8 protein-coding genes are annotated in these 18,930 nt (G+C 42.0%); all 8 read right to left on the reverse strand.

The window, feature by feature from the left end:
• Nucleotides 1-17: 17 nt before the first annotated feature.
• A complete protein-coding gene (locus ABID99_RS12720; RefSeq protein ID WP_373613916.1) occupies nt 18-2,486 on the reverse strand; it encodes an ABC transporter permease in 2,469 nt (822 codons plus the stop codon).
• Nucleotides 2,487-2,579: 93 nt separating this feature from the next.
• Nucleotides 2,580-4,997, reverse strand: a complete 2,418-nt coding sequence (locus ABID99_RS12725) for an ABC transporter permease (RefSeq protein ID WP_090525355.1) — start codon at nt 4,995-4,997, stop codon at nt 2,580-2,582.
• 76 nt (nt 4,998-5,073) lie between these two features.
• Nucleotides 5,074-7,494: an ABC transporter permease gene (locus ABID99_RS12730; protein ID WP_373613917.1), complete on the reverse strand. Its 2,421-nt coding sequence runs from the start codon at nt 7,492-7,494 to the stop codon at nt 5,074-5,076.
• A gap of 201 nt (nt 7,495-7,695) precedes the next feature.
• The gene (locus tag ABID99_RS12735) at nt 7,696-8,730 is read right to left on the reverse strand and encodes a DUF4097 family beta strand repeat-containing protein (RefSeq protein WP_373613918.1); all 1,035 of its coding nucleotides are present in this window, start codon (nt 8,728-8,730) and stop codon (nt 7,696-7,698) included.
• Between the two features lie 190 nt (nt 8,731-8,920).
• Nucleotides 8,921-11,296 carry an ABC transporter permease gene (locus ABID99_RS12740; protein ID WP_373613919.1) on the reverse strand — a complete coding sequence of 792 codons (2,376 nt, stop codon included), beginning with the start codon at nt 11,294-11,296 and terminating at the stop codon, nt 8,921-8,923.
• Between the two features lie 105 nt (nt 11,297-11,401).
• Nucleotides 11,402-13,825 carry an ABC transporter permease gene (locus tag ABID99_RS12745; RefSeq protein WP_373613920.1) on the reverse strand — a complete coding sequence of 808 codons (2,424 nt, stop codon included), beginning with the start codon at nt 13,823-13,825 and terminating at the stop codon, nt 11,402-11,404.
• Nucleotides 13,826-13,901: 76 nt separating this feature from the next.
• Nucleotides 13,902-16,322, reverse strand: a complete 2,421-nt coding sequence (locus ABID99_RS12750; protein ID WP_373613921.1) for an ABC transporter permease — start codon at nt 16,320-16,322, stop codon at nt 13,902-13,904.
• Nucleotides 16,323-16,421: 99 nt separating this feature from the next.
• Nucleotides 16,422-18,812, reverse strand: a complete 2,391-nt coding sequence (locus tag ABID99_RS12755; protein ID WP_373613922.1) for an ABC transporter permease — start codon at nt 18,810-18,812, stop codon at nt 16,422-16,424.
• Between the last annotated feature and the right edge of the window lie 118 nt (nt 18,813-18,930).

Raw genomic sequence — 18,930 nt, forward strand, 5'->3', positions numbered from 1 at the left:
CTGACTCAAATGACCAATTATTCAGAACGTAAACTCTTCGTTGGATTAGCCAACGCAGCTTTAACAGTTTGAAAACTTGAAGTGATCAGCGCAGTTAGCAACATTCCGCCGCCGCTTACTACAAATATCCACCAACTGATGGTTGTACGGTCGGCAAAGCTTTCCATCCATTTGTTCATGGCATACCAGGCCAGTGGAGTTACCAAAACAAAGGCCAGCACAATGAGCATTACCAGCTCAGTTGAAAGCAGGGTTACTATCTGCGTTACCGTAGCACCAAGTACTTTCCGTACGCCTATCTCCTTAGTACGCTGATTGGTATTGTAAATGGCCAAGCCTAACAAACCAAGGCAGCTGATAAATATGGATAGGCCCGTTGCCCAGGTTAACAGCGTTGATGTATGTTGCTCGGAATCATAAAATTTGGCGATACTTTCATCAAAAAAGCTATATTCAAAATCGTCTTCAGGATAAATCTCTTTCCACGCTTTTTCCATCGATGCGATAGCTTTTTTCCATTCGTTGGCTCCGGCAGTTTGCGGCTTAAGCGCTATATGAAAGGTACCATTGTTGTAATAACTGTTACTTATATGAATGCAGGTAGGTTTAATTGCCGAATGCAATGATTCAGAATAAAAGTCGGCCACTACACCTATGATTTGCATTCTTTTATCGCCATTAAATTTATCAATGTATTTACCTACAGCATCAGCCGGATTTTTAAACCCCATTAGTTTTGCGTAAGTATTATTAATTAAAAATGCCCTGGTACTATCGCCATATTGTATATTACGTCCGGCCAAAAGTTTAAGCTTGTATACATTAATATAATTAGGGTCGCCGTACTTTTCGTACAACTCAATCTTTATTTCCTTTTTGCCATCGATATACGTAGCTTCCGTTGAATTGGTACTGGTTGATGATGGAGCGGCCTTACCTGCACTTACCAACTCAACCTGTGGTATTGCCTTGAGTTTGTCCATAAATACCTGGTTCTTACTAAGCGTTCTATTTTTCCAGGGCGAGTTAATGATCAGGATGGCATCCTTTTTAAAACCCAGGTCTTTTGTGAGCGCATAATGAATCTGTTTGCTTACCAGCACAGTAGCCATTATAAAAAACTGGGCAATAACAAATTGAGTTACTGTTAATGATTTACGTAGCCACGCATTACGTGTTTTACCCGTGTTTGACGATGCCTGATTTTTAAGCACTAAAACAGGTTTGTAGCCTGATAGCAAAGCTGCGGGGTAAAAGCCCGACAATAAGCTTACCACTATTATCAATAAAAACAGGAACACAAAAAGATGGGGCTGGTGCAGCAGGTCAAGTTTAACACCTGCGGATATAAAATCTTTAAACAGCTTTAATATAGCGGGTGCCAACGCCACCGAAATGATAACTGCCAAAAGGGTTATGATGAATGTTTCGCTCAGAAACTGCGTAATAAGCTGGGTACGGCTACTTCCCATTGTTTTACGTACGCCAATTTCCTTGGCTCTTTGGGTAGCCTGCGCGGTAGTTAAATTAACAAAATTAATACAGCCTAATAACAACAGGAAGGCAGCTATAACCAGTAAACCGTAAAGTGTTGTTTTATTAGCCGGATTACCGGAATCAAATGTTCCGTATATACTGTTAAAATGCAGATCGCTCAAAGGCTGTAAGGCAAAATCACGTGTGTTGCCCTTGTTTTCGGGTTTTGGAGGATCATTCTTTTTAAGAATAATATTTAGTTGCTTTTCAAAATTAGCTGCAGTGGCATTGGGCGCCAGCTTAACAAAAAGTATAGATGATGAAGTAGTACCTCCCCAACTGGTAAGGCTTAGTTCGTCAGACAGCGCTTTATTAGCTTTTGCCGTTGAATAAGAGATAAAATCGTGAAAAGTAAAATCGTTATTCCCCTTTAATGGTTCAACAATGCCACTAACGGCCACACTAATAGTATCATAAGTGATTACCCGGCCCATCATCTGGCTATATGACAGTTGATGGAAATATTTTTTTGCCTGATCTGAAGTGAGCACCGTTTGATTGGGAGAATTCAAAGCAGTGTTGGCCGAGCCCGCAAGCCAGTTATATTTAAACATGCTGAAATACCTGCCATCAGCAAGGATCACATTATCCTGTAGTTTAAACTTAACAGGAACGCGCCCTTTTTCGGGAATAAACACATTAGGCTGATTCAACAAGAAAAATGGCGCGGTAAGTTCCACCCCACTCACGCCATTTCTTACAGCTTCGGGCACCGGGCCTGATACGCCGCGGTTATGCGCTTCTTCGCCGGAAAAGGTATAGTTTGATACTACCCGGTAAATGCGGTCGCCGTTATCAAAGTTTTGATTAAAAGTAAAATCAAAATGAACTATCAGGTAAATAACCAGCGCCGAACTGATCCCTATAGATAAACCGATTACATTGATGAATGTAAAAAATTTATGCCGCCAAAAATTACGCAGCGCGATTTTGAAATTGTTTTTAAACATTGTCAAGTCATCATTAGGTCATTAAGTCATTTTTGCCTCGCGCTAATCAAAAAATGGCTTTATGACGCGAAGCAAAATGACATAATGACGAATTTATTCAGAACGTAAACTCTTCACCGGGTTAGCCATAGCTGCTTTTATTGATTGATAGCTTATGGTTGCAAAAGCGATGATCAGCGCTATTACGCCGGCCATCACAAAAACCCACCATTGTATGTTAATTCTGAAGGCAAAATCAAGCAGCCATTTACTCATTGCGTACCACGCTATTGGTAAAGCAATTACCGATGCTATGATCACCAGCTTCAAAAAGTCTTTTGATAGTTCGGTAACAATTTGCGGTATGCTTGCGCCAAGTACTTTGCGCACACCTATTTCTTTTACCCGTTGTGATATGGTGAAGGCCGAAAGCCCGAATAAGCCTAAACAGGCAATGAATATGGCCAGGCACGAGAATATGGTAAACAGGTTACCCTGCTCCTGTTCGCTGTTGTATAGCTTTTGGAAGCGTTCATCTAAAAAGCTGTACTCAAAAGGTGTTTCGGGTTGATATTTTTTCCAGGTTTGCCCAAGGGTTGCCAATGCCGAATTGATGCGATTACCATCGATCTTAACCGTTATTCTTCTATAACTATTGTTGACGAATGAGGGCATCTCCATTAAAAGCGGGATGATATTTTGATGTAATGACTCGAAATGAAAGTCATTAACCACCCCTATCACTTTTCCTTTAACGCCACCATAGCTCATATCCTTGCCTATAGCGTTTTCAGGCGATTTCCATCCTAATGCACTTACTGCCGATGCGTTGATCACAAAATTATTACTGTCGGTGGCGAACTCGCGACTGAAATTTCTGCCAGCTGCCATTTTTATACCGTAGGTTGGAATAAAGCCATAATCGGCATTGATGCATTTGATATCTGCTTTAACCGGCAGCGGTTTATCCCCGTCAAAAACAGAAACACCCTGATCATCCAGCAATCTCCCCGACGGAATCCGCGATGAACGGCCGATATCTTTTACAGCAGGATCCCGTAATACCTCTGCCCTGAAAGCTTCAAACTGGTTAGCAGGGATACCGCCCAATGTTACTAAATGATCTTTATTAAAGCCAAGTGATTTGGTTTGAATATACCTCAATTGCTGAAAAACTATCGTCGTAGCAACAATCAGGATGATGGAGATGGAGAACTGCACCACCACCAATACCTTACGGAACGAGATATTTCCAGATCCAACTTTAAGGATACCTTTTAAAACTTTTATCGGTTTAAATGACGACATAAAAATAGCCGGATAAATACCACTGATAAGTCCGATAATCAGCGGCAGCAATAACACCGATATTAAAATTATCGGTTGAAATAAACTATTGATAGAAAGACTAAGTTCTGAAAGCCGGTTAATAAGTGGCAGCAGCAACCACGTCAAAGTCAAGGCCAGTACAAGCGAAAAATAAGTGATCAACACAGATTCGCTTAAAAATTGGGTAATAATCTCTTTTTGTTGTGCGCCGATCACCTTGCGGATACCGATCTCTTTAGCCCTAAGCGTTGAGCGGGCAGTAGATAGGTTCATGTAATTGATACAGGCGATCAGCAAAATAAACAGGGCGATAGCCGAAAAAATGTAAACCCTTTTAATATCGCCATTTTGCTCTACTTCATCATCAAGATGTGAATGCAGGTGAATATCCAGGAATCTTTGAATATGCAGCTGGGTAAATTTTGACTGCCGGGGTTGCCCGGGAGAATTCATGTATTTATCTATAAAAGCCGGAAACTGTGAGCTGATTCGATCAATATTATAATGATCGGGCAATAGCAGGTAGGTAAAAAATGAGTTGTTCCCCCAATTGGTTGCCAGTTGATTGCGTCCGTAAACCTTGTCATCGTTCAGTGTATTGAATGACAGCAACATTTGAGGGTGCATCTGCGAGTTAGCCGGAAATGGCTTAAAAATACCTGTAACTTTAAAATTGGCTGTATTATCAAGCCTGATTTCTTTATTTATAGGATCTTCGTTACCAAAGTACTTGCGCGCCATATCCTCGGTCATCATTACTGTATACGGCTCACTAAGGGCAGTTTTGGGGTCGCCTGCTACTGTTTTAAGATCAAAGAAACTAAGGAAGTTTTCATCAGCAAAATAAGAGCCCTTTTCGGTTAATAATTTATCCTTATAACGCAAAACCACATCGCCGTTGGGGAATAAACGGGTAACCTTTTTTATATCCGGAAATTCGTTTTTCAGCAGCGGACCGAAGGGGGGCGCCACGGCCCCCAAATGCAGGTTGACTATACCATCAGCTGTATTAAAACTCCGGCTCACCCTGTAAATATTGGGCGCATTATGGTTAAATTTATCATAACTGAGCTCTTTAACTATGTAAGTTAAAATAAGCAGGCAACAGGTTAACCCTATGGTTAAGCCAAATATGTTGATGAACGAAATAAATTTATGCCGGGCAATATTGCGAAAGGCACTTCGTAAATAATTCTTTATCATGATTTAGTTCATTAGTTCACTTATTCATTAATTATTAGTCCCTGGGCAATGATCTGTAAACTGCCACTGCCAACTGCTACTCACTTCTGAAGCTTTTCACCGGGTTAGCCAAAGCCGCTTTAACCGATTGAAAGCTTATTGTGATACCCGCTACCAGCAGGGCAATGCCACCTGCTAACAGGAATACCCACCATTGGATACTGATCCGGTATGCAAAATCCTGCAGCCACTTGTTCATGGCAAGCCATGTTACCGGGAACGATATGATCGAAGCAATCACAATCAACCGCAAAAACTCCTTTGATAGCATCACCGTAATACTGCCTGTCGATGCACCCAATACTTTACGGATACCTATTTCTTTAACCCTTAGCCTGATCATAAACGCGGCTAAACCGAACAAGCCCAGGCTTGCTATAATGAGGGCGATGCATGAAAACACGGTGAATATTTTACCCGTTTGCTGTTCGGACGCATAAAGTGATGCGTATTGCTCATCAAGGAACGAGTAGCTAAAAGGCGCTTCCGGCCTGAAACTATCCCATTCGGCTTTGATGCCGGCAATAACCGATTTTACATCGGCAGTTTTAACCTTTAAAATTAGTGTCCCTGTACTATGCCCCGATAACAGCATCAATGGCGCTATTTTTTGCCTGGCCGAAGCATAGTGAAAATCTTTAACCACACCTACAACTTTATATTGCGTACGGGCCGAGCGCACGATGGTTTTACCTATCGGGTTAGTGTTCTCCCATCCCAAACCTTTTACCAAAGCTTCGTTCACGACAACCGACATCGAATCGCCGGGGAAGGTCTGATAGAAATTACGCCCGTTGATGACCTGTAACCCTAAAGTAGGTATATAACTTTCATCCACGTGGTAAATATTGGTGTGAATCTCGGCATGGCCGCCCTTGTCATCAAATTCTTTAGCATCTATCTGGGTGCCGTCAACACCTGTTAACTTGCCCGGCACACTACTTGATATGGTGGCATTTAATACCAGTGGATTACGCAGAAGCTGATTTTTAAAAGCATCAATATTATGACCTAGGGTATAGGCATCATTAATTACCAATACCTGATCTTTATCATAACCCAACTTTTTGTTCTGCATATAGTGTAATTGCTGGTACACTACAAAAGTTGATATAATAAGTGCTGTAGATACCGCAAACTGAAAAATGATTAATCCGCTACGTAAAATCCCTTTTCCTTCTGCTTTGGTAGCGCTGTTGCCTTTTAACACAGCGATGATCTGGAACGAGGACAAGAAGAATGCCGGATAAATACCTGCGAGAATTCCAACGCCAAAAGCTGTAAACAGTTCGATAAGCAAAGCCATAGGGCTCAGGAAAAACCTAAGTTCGATATGTTTCCCCGCCAAATTATTGAACAGCGGTAACAGCAGATATACAATACCTAATGCCAATAATAAAGCCCCTAAGGTTAGCATAACCGATTCGGTGAGGAACTGGGAAACCAGTCCGCTCTTTTCAGAACCAAGCACCTTACGGATGCCCACTTCTTTTGAGCGCCTGGCCGAACTTGCCGTTGAAAGATTAGTAAAATTAATGCAGGCCAATATCAATATAAAAGCGGCCAATGCACCAAATATATATACATAATGAATATCGCCATTGGGCTCCAATTCGTATTTAGTTGCCGAGTGCAGGTGGATATCGCTTAAAGGCTGCAGGAAAAACAGGAAAGTGTTCACCGATTTGCTTGCCTGTGCCAAACTCGTACCCATATCATGGGCAATTTCGGGCACAACAAATTTCCGCACCATTTCAGGGAAAGCAGCCTCCAGTTTTTTTGCGTCGGCATTTTTATTTAATACCACATAAGTAAAATAACCAATATTGCTCCAGCTTTGCTTTGCTTTTTCAACAAAAGGGGCCATATTTAAAAATGCATCGCCATGAAAGTGCGAATCATCGGGTATTTTGTCAATTACTCCTGTTACTTTATAAGGCTTCCCGTCTATTGTAACAGCTTTTCCTACAGCTTCCTGGTTGCCAAAATATTTGGTAGCCATGGCCCTCGTGATTACCATGCTGTTAGGCTCAGTAAAGCAGGTTTTATTATCACCATCAACCAATGGTATCGAAAACAGGCGAAAGAAATTGGCATCTATCATCTGCACATGCTCTTCCTTAAACTGCCTGTCGTTATATTTTATAAAAACCGGACCACGACCGGCAAGCCTTGTGGTTTCAAGAACTTCAGGAAACATATTTTTTATCCCCTGTCCTACCGCTATGTCAACCATCGGGTATTCGCTTACGCCATTATTTTCAATGGAACGTAAACCAACACGATACATTTGTTTGGCCTGTGCCGGATATTGATCATAATTTAATTCACTATATACATAAGCACAAATGAGCATACAGCATGCTAAGCCTACAGACAGGCCAAACACATTAATAAAAGAGAATATTTTGTTCCGCCTTAAGTTTCGCCAGGCGGTTTTGATGTAGTTTCTGAACATGAGTGTACGATTAACCTTAATACAGGTTTAAAAGCCATACCAATAAATCAAATCTCTAAGTATCAATCAATTACGATTTATTTCATATAAAAACTGTACGAAGACGTAACACCATGTGTTCGGTTATGATACACCCCAGGCAACACAAAAGGCCTGTCACTATTTGAGCAACAGGCCTTTGTAATATTCCTTACACTTATATTAATTGACGGTAAGATTAACTCGCCCATTACCACGTACTTCAACGAGGGATCCGCCGCCGTTAAGTTTGCCTTCTACCCTTTCTTTATCCTTGTTACCAGAGAAGTTATCTGCAAGGTTACTTTCTATTTTGTTGGCGCGCAAATCGAGGTTAAGACCTTGTTTTGACGGTAACTGCAGATCGATATGACCCGAGCTTACATCAATTTTAACAGATTTACCAACGCTTACAAATTGCGCATGAAAGCTGCCGGCACTTGTTGAAGCATCGAGGCTGCACGACAAATCAGTAAGGTTAATGCTACCACCTGATGTGCCGGTAATGAAATCGCCATCAATTTTACTGCCGCTGATACTGCCGCCGCTGGTTGTAGCTTTGATATCTCCCTTTAAACCATCGAGATGCAACGAACCGCCAGATGTTTCAAGTCTGATATGCCCCATGCAATTACGGGCTTCAATACTGCCGCCTGAGGTTTGCAGATCGATATTTTCTTTTGAATCGCTTACATGAATGCTGCCGCCAGAAGTACGGCCTTTAATTATACCAGTAATTTTATCAAGATGTAAACTGCCGCCGCTGGTTTCAAATTGCTGTGCACCTGTTAGATTATCCAAATGGATACTGCCTCCGCTGGTATTTAGATTAGTTGCCACACTGCCGGGTACATACACACGGAACGAGATACTTAACGATTTTTTCCAGTCCCAGTTGCCATCGTGCTTGCTTTTAGCCTTGGCATGCAGCTCCCCGCCGTTAACATCAATGCTCAGGTCGTAATTTTCGTCGAGGCGCTTTTTGATCTCTTCTTTGGAAAGGTCATTATTACCATTATTACCTTGTATAAAAACCTCAACTCTCGGTTCTTCGCCCGATGCGCCGCTAACAGTAATACTGCCGCCCGATGTATTAACAAATACATTTTTCACAGCCTGTCCTGACAATGATTTGGTGAGGTATGGTGTTTTCTGATTATTTTGCGCAAAAGCGCTGCCTGCACAGGCAACAAATAACACGAGTAAATACTTTTTCATAATAATGATCTTTGGTTTATATATAATAAGACCAGGCGTTTAGCAAATACGTTGCATGGTGCTGAAAATAAATTCAGGCTACCTAATAATGACAGAACGTCATAAAAAAGCCCGTGGGGACACGGGCTCAGGGTATATTCTATTTCTTCAACTGCTACTGCAAACTGCCACTGCTATCTGCAAACTGATCTCATTCGCTTCTCAAACTCCGGATAGGATTTGCAAGTGCCGCCTTTAACGATTGAAAGCTAATAGTAACCACTGCTATAACAAATGTAAGCAAAGCCGCCAAAGCAAAGATCCACCAATGCAAAGGTGTTTTGTAAGCGAAACTTTGCAACCATTTATCCATGCTATAATAACCCAGGGGGATAGCAATCACTGTAGCTAATAACACCGGTTTAAGTAGATCTTTTGATATCAGGATAAGGATATTTTGTACCGATGAACCCAATACTTTACGGACCCCGATCTCCTTGGTACGTTTCGCCGCGGTAAATGAGGCTAAACCGAACAAGCCCAAACAGGCTATAAAGATTGCCAAGCCTGAAAATATACTTAACATGGTTTGCTGCCTGACATCGTTGCGATAGGTAGTATCAAACTGCTGATCAAGAAAGCTGTATTCAAACGGATAAACGGGCGCAACTTCGGCATAAATGTTTTTGATAGCCGCCAAACCAGCCTGGATATTCCCGGATTTTAATTTGATTACTGCTACACGCCTGTCTTCGCTTGGCGATATCACCAGGGCATCCATGTTTTCTTTAAGTGAAAGGAAGTTAAAATCTTCAACTACACCAATGATAGTGCGGCGGCTACTATCACGCACTGTATTTTTAATCCATTTACCGATAGCCTGCTGCGGCGTAAAGCCCAGTTCTTTAGCCGCTGTACGGTTGATCAATACCGAGTTCGTAGTATCAGTAGCAAACCCTGATGAAAAATCCCTGCCGGCAATAATTTTCAGGCCAAATGTTTTTACATATTCAAAGTCGGCAAATTCCGACCTGGATTTGAACGTTTCGTGCTGGCCTTCAACCTCAAAGCCCTGCATATCAAAAAAGCCGCCCGGTTCGCCCGACATCAGGGATACCGACTTCACATAGTCCGAATTTTGCAGCTGGTGTTTAAATGTTTGCCTGTGATCATAGATATCGTTATTATCAATCTGCACAATAACCGTTTGCTCTTTGTCATAACCTAATGATTTGTTTTTGACATACCGCATCTGGTTAACTATCACGATAGTGCCAATAATAAGCAACACCGAAATACTGAACTGGAACACCACCAGCGATTGCCTGAAAAATGACCCGCCTTTGCCTAATTTAAGCTTACCCTTTAAAGCCTCAATGGGCGAAAACGCCGACATGAATATAGCCGGGTAGCTTCCGGCAAGGAAACCTACAAATAAAATAACTCCTAAAAGAAAAAGGTAAATCGGCACACTGTTCCATGATACAGTGAGTTCATACCCCAGCAGGCTGTTATATGATGGCATCAGCAGGAGTAACAAACCAATAGAAAGCGCGCATGAAATTAGCGCCAGCAAAATAGATTCGCCTATGAATTGCCATACCAAATGGTTTCTTAACGCGCCTAAAACCTTGCGCATCCCTACTTCTTTTGAACGTTCGACAGCGCGGATAGTGGCCAGGTTCATAAAATTGATACAGGCAATGATCATGATGAGCACTGCTATCGAAATAAAGATGAATACCACGGTTTTATCCCCATGTTTTACATTATCAAACGACGAGGCATTTTCAAAATAGATATCCTTTAACGGTCTTAAACTCAGGTTAAATTTAGTACCAAAACGCTGCATATCCTTGCCCATGTATTTATCCATAAATTGCGGAAAGCGGCTTTCCAATGCAGCAGGGTTGCTATGCTCATTCAACAACAGGTAAACAAACAGGCTATTGTTAATCCATACATTAAAACCCTGGTCGTGGGTGTAATTGGCTATTGGCATCACCAAATCAAAATCAAGGTGCGAGTTGGAAGGCACATCCTTGGCAATACCGGTTACCTTTAACTGCAGGCGTTTATCCATCTGTACCACTTTGCCCATAGCGTTATCAATATTGCCGAAATACTTTTTGGCCGTGGTTTCAGTTAGCACCACGCTGCCCGGATGGTTTAGTGCCAAAGTAGCATCCCCCCTCAGTAACGGGAAGGTAAAGAGGCTAAAAAAGTTGGAGTCAACCGCGTAAACCTTTTTCTCATTGAACGATTTTTCGCCAAAAGAAACCAGGTTATTTCGCGGAGAAACCCGCACTGCCATCTTGATATCCTGCGGATAATCATTCAGCATGGCAGGACCGTAAGGCCCCGAGAGGTAAGATGTAGGCGCTTTCGACTTATCAAAACCGCGCATTACCCTGTAAATATTTTTGCCCTGCTTATGAAAATTATCCACGCTAAACTCATTCATAATGTACAGGAATATCATGAGGCAAACGGTTATCCCCATGGTTAACCCCAAAATGTGGATCAGCGAAAATCCCTTATTCCGATAAAGGTTTCGCCATGCTGTTTTTATGTAGTTACGTATCATATTTATATCATTGTGTCATTACTGCATAGTCATTAAGTCATTTGGCCACTTTTGTCATTTTCTTTTTAATGACCTAATGAGGCGAAGCTAAAGACCTAATGACAATTATTCATTTTTCAAACTCCTAACCGGGTTGGCCAGTGCCGCCTTGATGGATTGAAAGCTGATGGTTACAAAAGCGATCAACACGGCCAAAACCGCAGCCAATACTACCACCCACAATTGTATGTTTTGCCGGTACGCAAAGCCCTGCAACCATTGCTGCATGGCGACCCAGGCAACCGGAATGGCTATTACTATTGCTATCATTACCAGTTTGATAAAATCTTTTGACAGCATACCTACTATAGCGCCTACATTAGCGCCAAGTACTTTACGGATGCCTATCTCCTTAGTGCGCTGTTCGGCCGCATATGCAGCAAGGCCAAACAAACCTAAACAGGCTATCACAATTGTTAAACTTGTAAATATGATGAATATGGTGCCCATCCGCTGTTCCGCACGGTACGATGAATCAAAATCGTCATCCATAAACGAATATTCAAACTCCTTACCCGGTTTTATGGATTTCCATTTGTCGCTGATCATGGCCATAAGTGCGGTAATATTAGCGGTATTTACTTTTACACTTAAGGCGCCGGTATCCTGCCCGTACATCAATATCACCGGGCTTACATTATTACGCAACGAAGCGAAATTAAAATCCTTAATAACGCCTACTATATGATATTCTTTAAACGTTTTGGCCATATTGTCCATAGGTAAAAACATGGATTTGTTAAGCGGGTCACGTACGCCCATCAGTTTCGCCGCCGTTTCGTTAATGATCATAGCCGCCGAATCGGTAGGCATCTGGTTTGAGAAATTACGGCCTTTGGTCAGTTTTATGCCGAGGGTTGGCAGGTAGTTGTCGTCAACTACCCAGGTTTGTGCAAGCACTGCTTTTTTGGGGTCGAGCGCACGTTCCTGGAAAACGCTGCTGCTGTTCCGGTAATCAGAAGTTGGCAAAAAGCCTGTCATGGTTACACCTATTACGCCGGGCAACTGCTTTACTTCATCTCTTAACACTTTGCTCTTGTCGCCAAGGTCATACACGCCATGAATCACCAATACCTGGCTGCGATTATAACCAAGGTCTTTATTCTGAATATATTTAAGCTGATTATAGATCACCAGCGTACCAATGATGAGCACTATCGATATAAAAAACTGGAACACAACTAACGAGCTCCTTAACATACCACCCTTAAAGCCAGAGGAAAGCTTGCCTTTCAAAACATCAATTGGCTGAAATGCCGAAAGAAAAAATGCAGGATACGAACCGGCCATGAAGCCTATCACCAAAACTATAACAAGCAAAGCGGGAATCAGCCAAACCAATGACCCCATATTAAGCTCCATGGTTTTACCCGCAATATTATTGAATACCGGCAGCAGAAAATATGCCATCAGCATAGCTATCACCGTAGCAATAAATGTTACTATGATAGATTCGGACAGGAACTGGGCAATGAGCGACCGACGCCTTGAACCAAGCACCTTGCGTACCCCTACCTCCCGGGCACGGTTTGCAGAACGGGCGGTTGAAAGGTTCATGAAGTTTACACAGGCTATCAATAAGATAAAAATTGCCACCGCGCCAAAAATGTACACATACTGGATATTCCCGTTATGGTCGAGCTCCGACACGAGGTTTGATTTAAGGTGGATATCCTTCAATGACATAAGGCTCAATTGGTATTTGTTGCCGGAACCTTCAAACGAATCAAAAGTAAGATGTAAGATACTCTGCAATTGCGGACCCGCATATTTGTGCATCAATGCAGGAAACTTTGCTTCAAATTTTTTGGCATCCACACCAGGTTTTAGCAGCACATAGGTATTGAAATTATTGCTAAACCATGCCCCATCTTTGCTTTCGGCATTTGATGCCATCGACAGGAAAAAATCATAACGAAAATGCGATTGCCTGGGCAGATCTTTCATTACACCCGTAACCTTATAAAGCAGCTTTTCATCAAACGTAAAGGTTTTGCCCACTACCTGCGTGTTGTTAAAATAACGTTTGGCCGTACTTTCAGTGATAACCACGGTATTCGGTTCAACCAGCGCCTTTTTGGGATCGCCGGCTATCATAGGCAGAGTGAATACATCAAACAATGTCGAATCTGCAAGTACCATTCTGTTTTCGTGAATGGTTTGGTTACCTTTTTTCACGTTATAACCGCCGCGTTGCAACAAACGGCAGGCACGTTCAACCTCGGGATAATCGTTTTGAAATACAGCCCCCAGCGGCGCCGGAGACGATGCATAGCTTTGATCGATACCGCCAAATTTAATCTGCATATTGGCGCGATAGATCCTGTCGGCCTTAACATTGAACTTGTCATAACTTAGCTCATCAACCACATAAAATATAATGAGTAAACATGTGGCCAGCCCAAGGGACAAACCAAATACATTAATTGCGGTGAAACCCACATTTTTTTTCAATGTGCGAAATGCAGTTTTAAGGTAATTTCTAAACATGGTTCATTGGTTCAATTGTTCGTTAGTTCATTGGTATCCTCCTGTTACATAACTGCTAACTGCCACTACAAACTGCCTACTCATTTTTAAGGCTGTTAACCGGGTTTGCCAATGCTGCTTTTATAGATTGGAAACTTACTGTCACAATAGCTATTAACATGGCGCCTGCACCTGCCAGCACCAGCACCCACCATTGTATACTGATGCGGTAAGCGAAATCCTGCAGCCATTTGTTCATTAAATACCAGGCTAAAGGGGTTGTAATGGCTATGGAGATCAATACCAGCTTTATAAAATCTTTGGATAAGGTATTTACTATGGCAGATACACTTGCACCGAGTACTTTACGGATCCCGATTTCTTTGGTACGTTGCTCGGCGGCATACGCAGCTAAGCCAAATAGGCCAAGGCAGGCAATGGAGATGGCTAATACGGTAAATATGATAGATATGGTGCCGGTACGCTGCTCGGCCCGATAGTTAGCGTCAAAGTCCTGATCCATAAAAGAGTAGCTAAACTGGCTTTGGGTCATGCCCTGCCATTTGCTTTTTATCTGATCGACGAGAGCCGGTAAATTAGTTGTGTTTACCCTGATACTCAGATTTCCACTGTCTTCGTCCATTAAAAAAATCATCGGACTGATATTTTCTCTCAGCGAATTGAAATTAAAATCCTTAACCACGCCAATGATGTGATAAGCTTTTACATGATCACGATTGCCATCCATATTGCGGTACAGGATTTTATTAACGGGATTGGTAAAGCCTAAAAACTTGGCCGCTGTTTCGTTTATCACTAATCCGGTGGAATCCGTTGGCATGCCTGCGGAAAAATCGCGCCCGGCTGAGATCTTCATACCCAGGGTATTGATGTAATCTGCGTCTACCCGCCAGCTTTGTGGAAACAAAGCAGTTTTTTGATCGGCTGCCGCTTCTTTGTAAAAAATGGACGTTCCCCTGTTTTTACCGGTTGGTAAATAACCCGTCAATGTAGCGTTAACCACGCCTTGTAATTGCTTCACCTCATTTTTAAAGGTTTTGGCATGGCTGCCCAACTCAAACGCATTATTAATAATAAGCACCTGGTTACGGTTATAACCCAGGTTTTTGGTTTGAATATAATTGAGCTGATTATAAATAACAATGGTGCCAATGATGAGGAATATTGAAATAGAAAACTGGAAGACAACCAGTACACTCCTGAGCCAGCTGCCTTTGAAACCACCGGCCAGTTTACCGCTAAGCACATTAATTGGCTGAAATGCTGAAAGAAAAAAAGCAGGATATGATCCGGCAGCAAAACCTACCACCAGTACAATTAATAGTAAGGCCGGCAACAACCAGGTTAAGGTTTGCGAATCTACAACCAATTCTTTTCCGGACACTTGATTAAATAGCGGCAATAAAAGTAAAACGGCAAAAAAAGCGATAACTGCTGATGCCAGGGTCACCAATACCGATTCTGTTAAAAACTGAGTTATTAAATATTTACGTGGGGAACCTAAAACTTTACGTACTCCTACCTCTCTTGCCCTGTTGGCCGAACGTGCTGTTGACAGGTTCATAAAGTTGATGCCTGCTATAAGTAATATAAATATGGCAATGGCCGAAAATATATAAACATACTGCACCGAACTGTTGCTGCTTAACTCGCCGGTACGGTTTGAGTGTAAATGGATATCGGTTAACGGAGTTAGGTTAAGCCTGAAATAACTGCCGCTTTTTTCAAAATCGGCAATGTTGACGTGTAAGGCCGTTTGCATTTGCCCTTCGCTGTATTTTTTTAGGAGGGCAGTTAATTTCTTCTCAAATAACTTGTAATCTGTGCCCGGTTTCAACACCACGTAAGTATTATAATCACTTCTCAACCATTCAGAAGATTTGCTATCAGGCCAGCTTATCATCGACATTAAAAAATCAAAACGAAAGTGCGATTGCTTCGGTAAATCCCTGATCACCCCTGTAACCTTTAATAGTTGATTGTTATCGATGGTAAGTGTTCGTCCTACAACATTGGTACTGTTAAAGTACTTTTTGGCGATAGTTTCGGTAATAACCACGGTGTTAGGCTCCTTCAAAGCCGTAGCCGGGTTACCATTAATCATGGGCAGCGTAAACACGTTAAAAACCGATGGATCGGCATAAACGGTACCGTACTCAAGGATGCTTTCATTACCTTTTTTAACATGAAACCCTCCCGCTGCTTTAAGCCGGGCCGCTTCTTCCACCTCAGGGAGATCCGTCTTTAAAGCCTGAGCCAACGGTGGCATCGCAACGGCATAAAGTACATTATTATTACCAAATTTAAGGTCTTCATTAACCCGATAGGTGCGGCTGGCTTTCTCATTAAACCGATCATAGCTCAGTTCATCAGCTACATATAGCACAATCATAAGGCAGGTAGCCAGGCCAAGGGCCAGCCCCAATATATTTATAACCGTAAACCCCACGTTTTTACGCAGGGTACGGAATGCTGTTTTTAAGTAATTTTTAAACATAAACCCCTCCTAACCTCCCCAAGGGGAGGAATTTTAATTAATTATTTTATATCATAGTCCCCACATTAAGCCCTCTCCTTTGGAGAGGGTTGGTGAGGTTTATTCGTTTTTTAAACTTTTAGCCGGGTTAGCATTTGCCGCCCTTACCGATTGTATGCTCACCGTTACAAAGGCAATAATTACTGCAAGAACACCTGCTATAGCGAAGATCCACCAGTTAATATCTACGCGATAAGCAAAGCTTTGTAACCATTTCCGCATGCCATACCAGGCCAGCGGCGACGCTATCAGTGTAGCAATCAACACCAGTTTCATCAAATCTTTTGACAACAGGGTAACTATAGAGGTTACACTTGCACCCAAAACTTTCCTGATGCCAATTTCCTTTACCCTTTGCTCTGCAGTGAAGGTCACCAAACCAAACAAGCCCAGGCAAGCAATGCTGATAGCCAGTATGGTGAATATAAGCAGGATGTTGCCCTGCTTTTGTTCGGACTGGTATTGTTTGGCAAAATTCTGATCGAGGAAATGAAACTCAACTTTGTTTTCGATATCAAAACGGCTGTAAACTTTGCTGATATAGTCGAGCGTGGCTGGAATATTATTCCTGCCAATTCGGATATACATATTATCCTCATCATTGGCTGTAAAAGGCAGGTACAACATCATTGGTGCAACCTTGTGCTGTAACGAATAGGTGTTAAAATCTTTAACCACACCAATTATTTTCCGGCTGATCACATTGCCCTTATCATCTACTCCAACCCTCACAGAGCGGCCGATGGCATCCTTCCAGCCCATTTCGTTAACCAACGTTTGGTTTACAATAATGGATTCAAGCCGGTCGGTACTCATCTCTGATAAAAAATTACGCCCTTTGGCGAGCTTTACCTGCAAGGTTGGTATAAAATCCTCATCGATTATAAGGTTCTCCACCATTTTTGAATCGGAATTGGCTTTCCCATCGGCGCCGATATTGAAATTACTTGAACCGATATCATTATTGCCAATTGGATTGCCGGCTACACCCACGGCTTCAACAGCCGGATTTTGTAAAAGCTGACTTTTAATAGCGGCAATTTTTGTCCGTGCCGATTTATCGCTAATATGAAAGGTAAGCGTTTGGGCTTTATTAAAGCCGAGGTCCTTATTCATCACATAACGTAGTTGCCTGTAAATGATGCATGAACCGGCTATCATAACAATGGTAATAACAAACTGAAATATTACCAATGATTTCCTGAACATGATAGTAGCAGCCTGACTGCCCATTTGCCCCTTCATAGCAGCAATGGTGCGGAACCCCGATAAGAACAATGCGGGATATAAACCGCTTAAAATACCGGTAACAAACGCAAACAGACTGAATAAGATAAGCGTTTTGCTAAATCCAAACTGCATAAGTACAAGGCTTTTACCGGAGAGAAGGTTAAAATAAGGCAATAAAAATTGCACCATCACTGATGCTATCAAGGCAGCGATGAGTGTAAACAAAACTGATTCGGCAAAAAACATTATGATCAGCTGTTTTTTGCTGGAGCCAATTACCTTGCGCACACCTATCTCCCTAATCCTTATGGATGAACGTGCTGTTGTAAGATTTACGTAATTAATAACTGCGATAGCCAGTATCAGTAGTGCTACAATGCCAAATACATATACATAGGTTATGTTGCCGTTGCTGCCCAGCTCGTAATCAAGATTAGAGTTAAGGTGAATTGATGTAAGCGGCTGCAGTTCCATGCTGTATTGTATAGCTCCAAGCGGCCCTTTTAGGTATTTATTAAAAAACACATCGGAGCCAGCCTGGACCTTTTTAAAATCATCATGATTTTTCAGCAGCACATAGGTATAAACGTGTGAATTAGCCCAACCATCGGTATACCCATCAGGCAATGAGCGAAGGGCGCTGAAAGTAAAATGCGAATTTGCAGTTATATCATCAATTACACCGGTAACTGTGCTTGGGTTATTTTCGATGAGCACAGTTTTATCGAGTGCATCCGCAGCGTTACCGAATATTTTTTCGGATAGGGTTTTAGTAAGTACAATGCTTTGTGGCTTGGTTAAAGCAGTATTGGGATCGCCGGATAAAAAGTGATGGGTAAAAAGATTAAAGAAGCCTTTATCTGTAAACAACATCGCACCCTCGTTAATCTGCTTTTCGCCATAAGTGATTTTACCGCCACCTTCAGCATCAATGCGGATAGCGTCTTCTATCTCGGCATAATCATTTTTTAAAGCGGGGGCATATGGCGGTGAAGTAACCGCGAGATTGAATTTGCCGCCGTTCCATGTGCCGTGCTGTACCACGCGAAAAATACGATCGGCTTTAAGGTTATAACGGTCGTAACTCCATTCATCAACCACATAAAGGCTAATGAGCCAAAAAGCAGCAATACCTGTAGCTAAACCGAAGATATTGATAAACGAAAAAACCTTGTGTTTGATAAGGTTTCTCCAGGCTATTTTGATGTAATTACGTAACATGGCAAATGGTTTATACCACTAAAATATTAAAACCCATACCAATTACACAATTAATTAAATATCAATCAATTAACAAAATACAATCAATATAAAACCGTTCGGTAATGGAACACTTACA

The organism is Mucilaginibacter sp. OAE612 (genome assembly GCF_041806395.1).
GTDB classification, from domain to species: domain Bacteria; phylum Bacteroidota; class Bacteroidia; order Sphingobacteriales; family Sphingobacteriaceae; genus Mucilaginibacter; species Mucilaginibacter rubeus.

Excerpts from the sequence above, each read along its gene's own strand:
- ABID99_RS12720 (WP_373613916.1), bottom strand. The coding sequence starts at position 2,486 with ATGTTTAAAAACAATTTCAAAATCGCGCTGCGTAATTTTTGGCGGCAT.
- ABID99_RS12725 (WP_090525355.1), bottom strand. The coding sequence starts at position 4,997 with ATGATAAAGAATTATTTACGAAGTGCCTTTCGCAATATTGCCCGGCAT.
- ABID99_RS12730 (WP_373613917.1), bottom strand. The coding sequence starts at position 7,494 with ATGTTCAGAAACTACATCAAAACCGCCTGGCGAAACTTAAGGCGGAAC.
- ABID99_RS12735 (WP_373613918.1), bottom strand. The coding sequence starts at position 8,730 with ATGAAAAAGTATTTACTCGTGTTATTTGTTGCCTGTGCAGGCAGCGCT.
- ABID99_RS12740 (WP_373613919.1), bottom strand. The coding sequence starts at position 11,296 with ATGATACGTAACTACATAAAAACAGCATGGCGAAACCTTTATCGGAAT.
- ABID99_RS12745 (WP_373613920.1), bottom strand. The coding sequence starts at position 13,825 with ATGTTTAGAAATTACCTTAAAACTGCATTTCGCACATTGAAAAAAAAT.
- ABID99_RS12750 (WP_373613921.1), bottom strand. The coding sequence starts at position 16,322 with ATGTTTAAAAATTACTTAAAAACAGCATTCCGTACCCTGCGTAAAAAC.
- ABID99_RS12755 (WP_373613922.1), bottom strand. The coding sequence starts at position 18,812 with ATGTTACGTAATTACATCAAAATAGCCTGGAGAAACCTTATCAAACAC.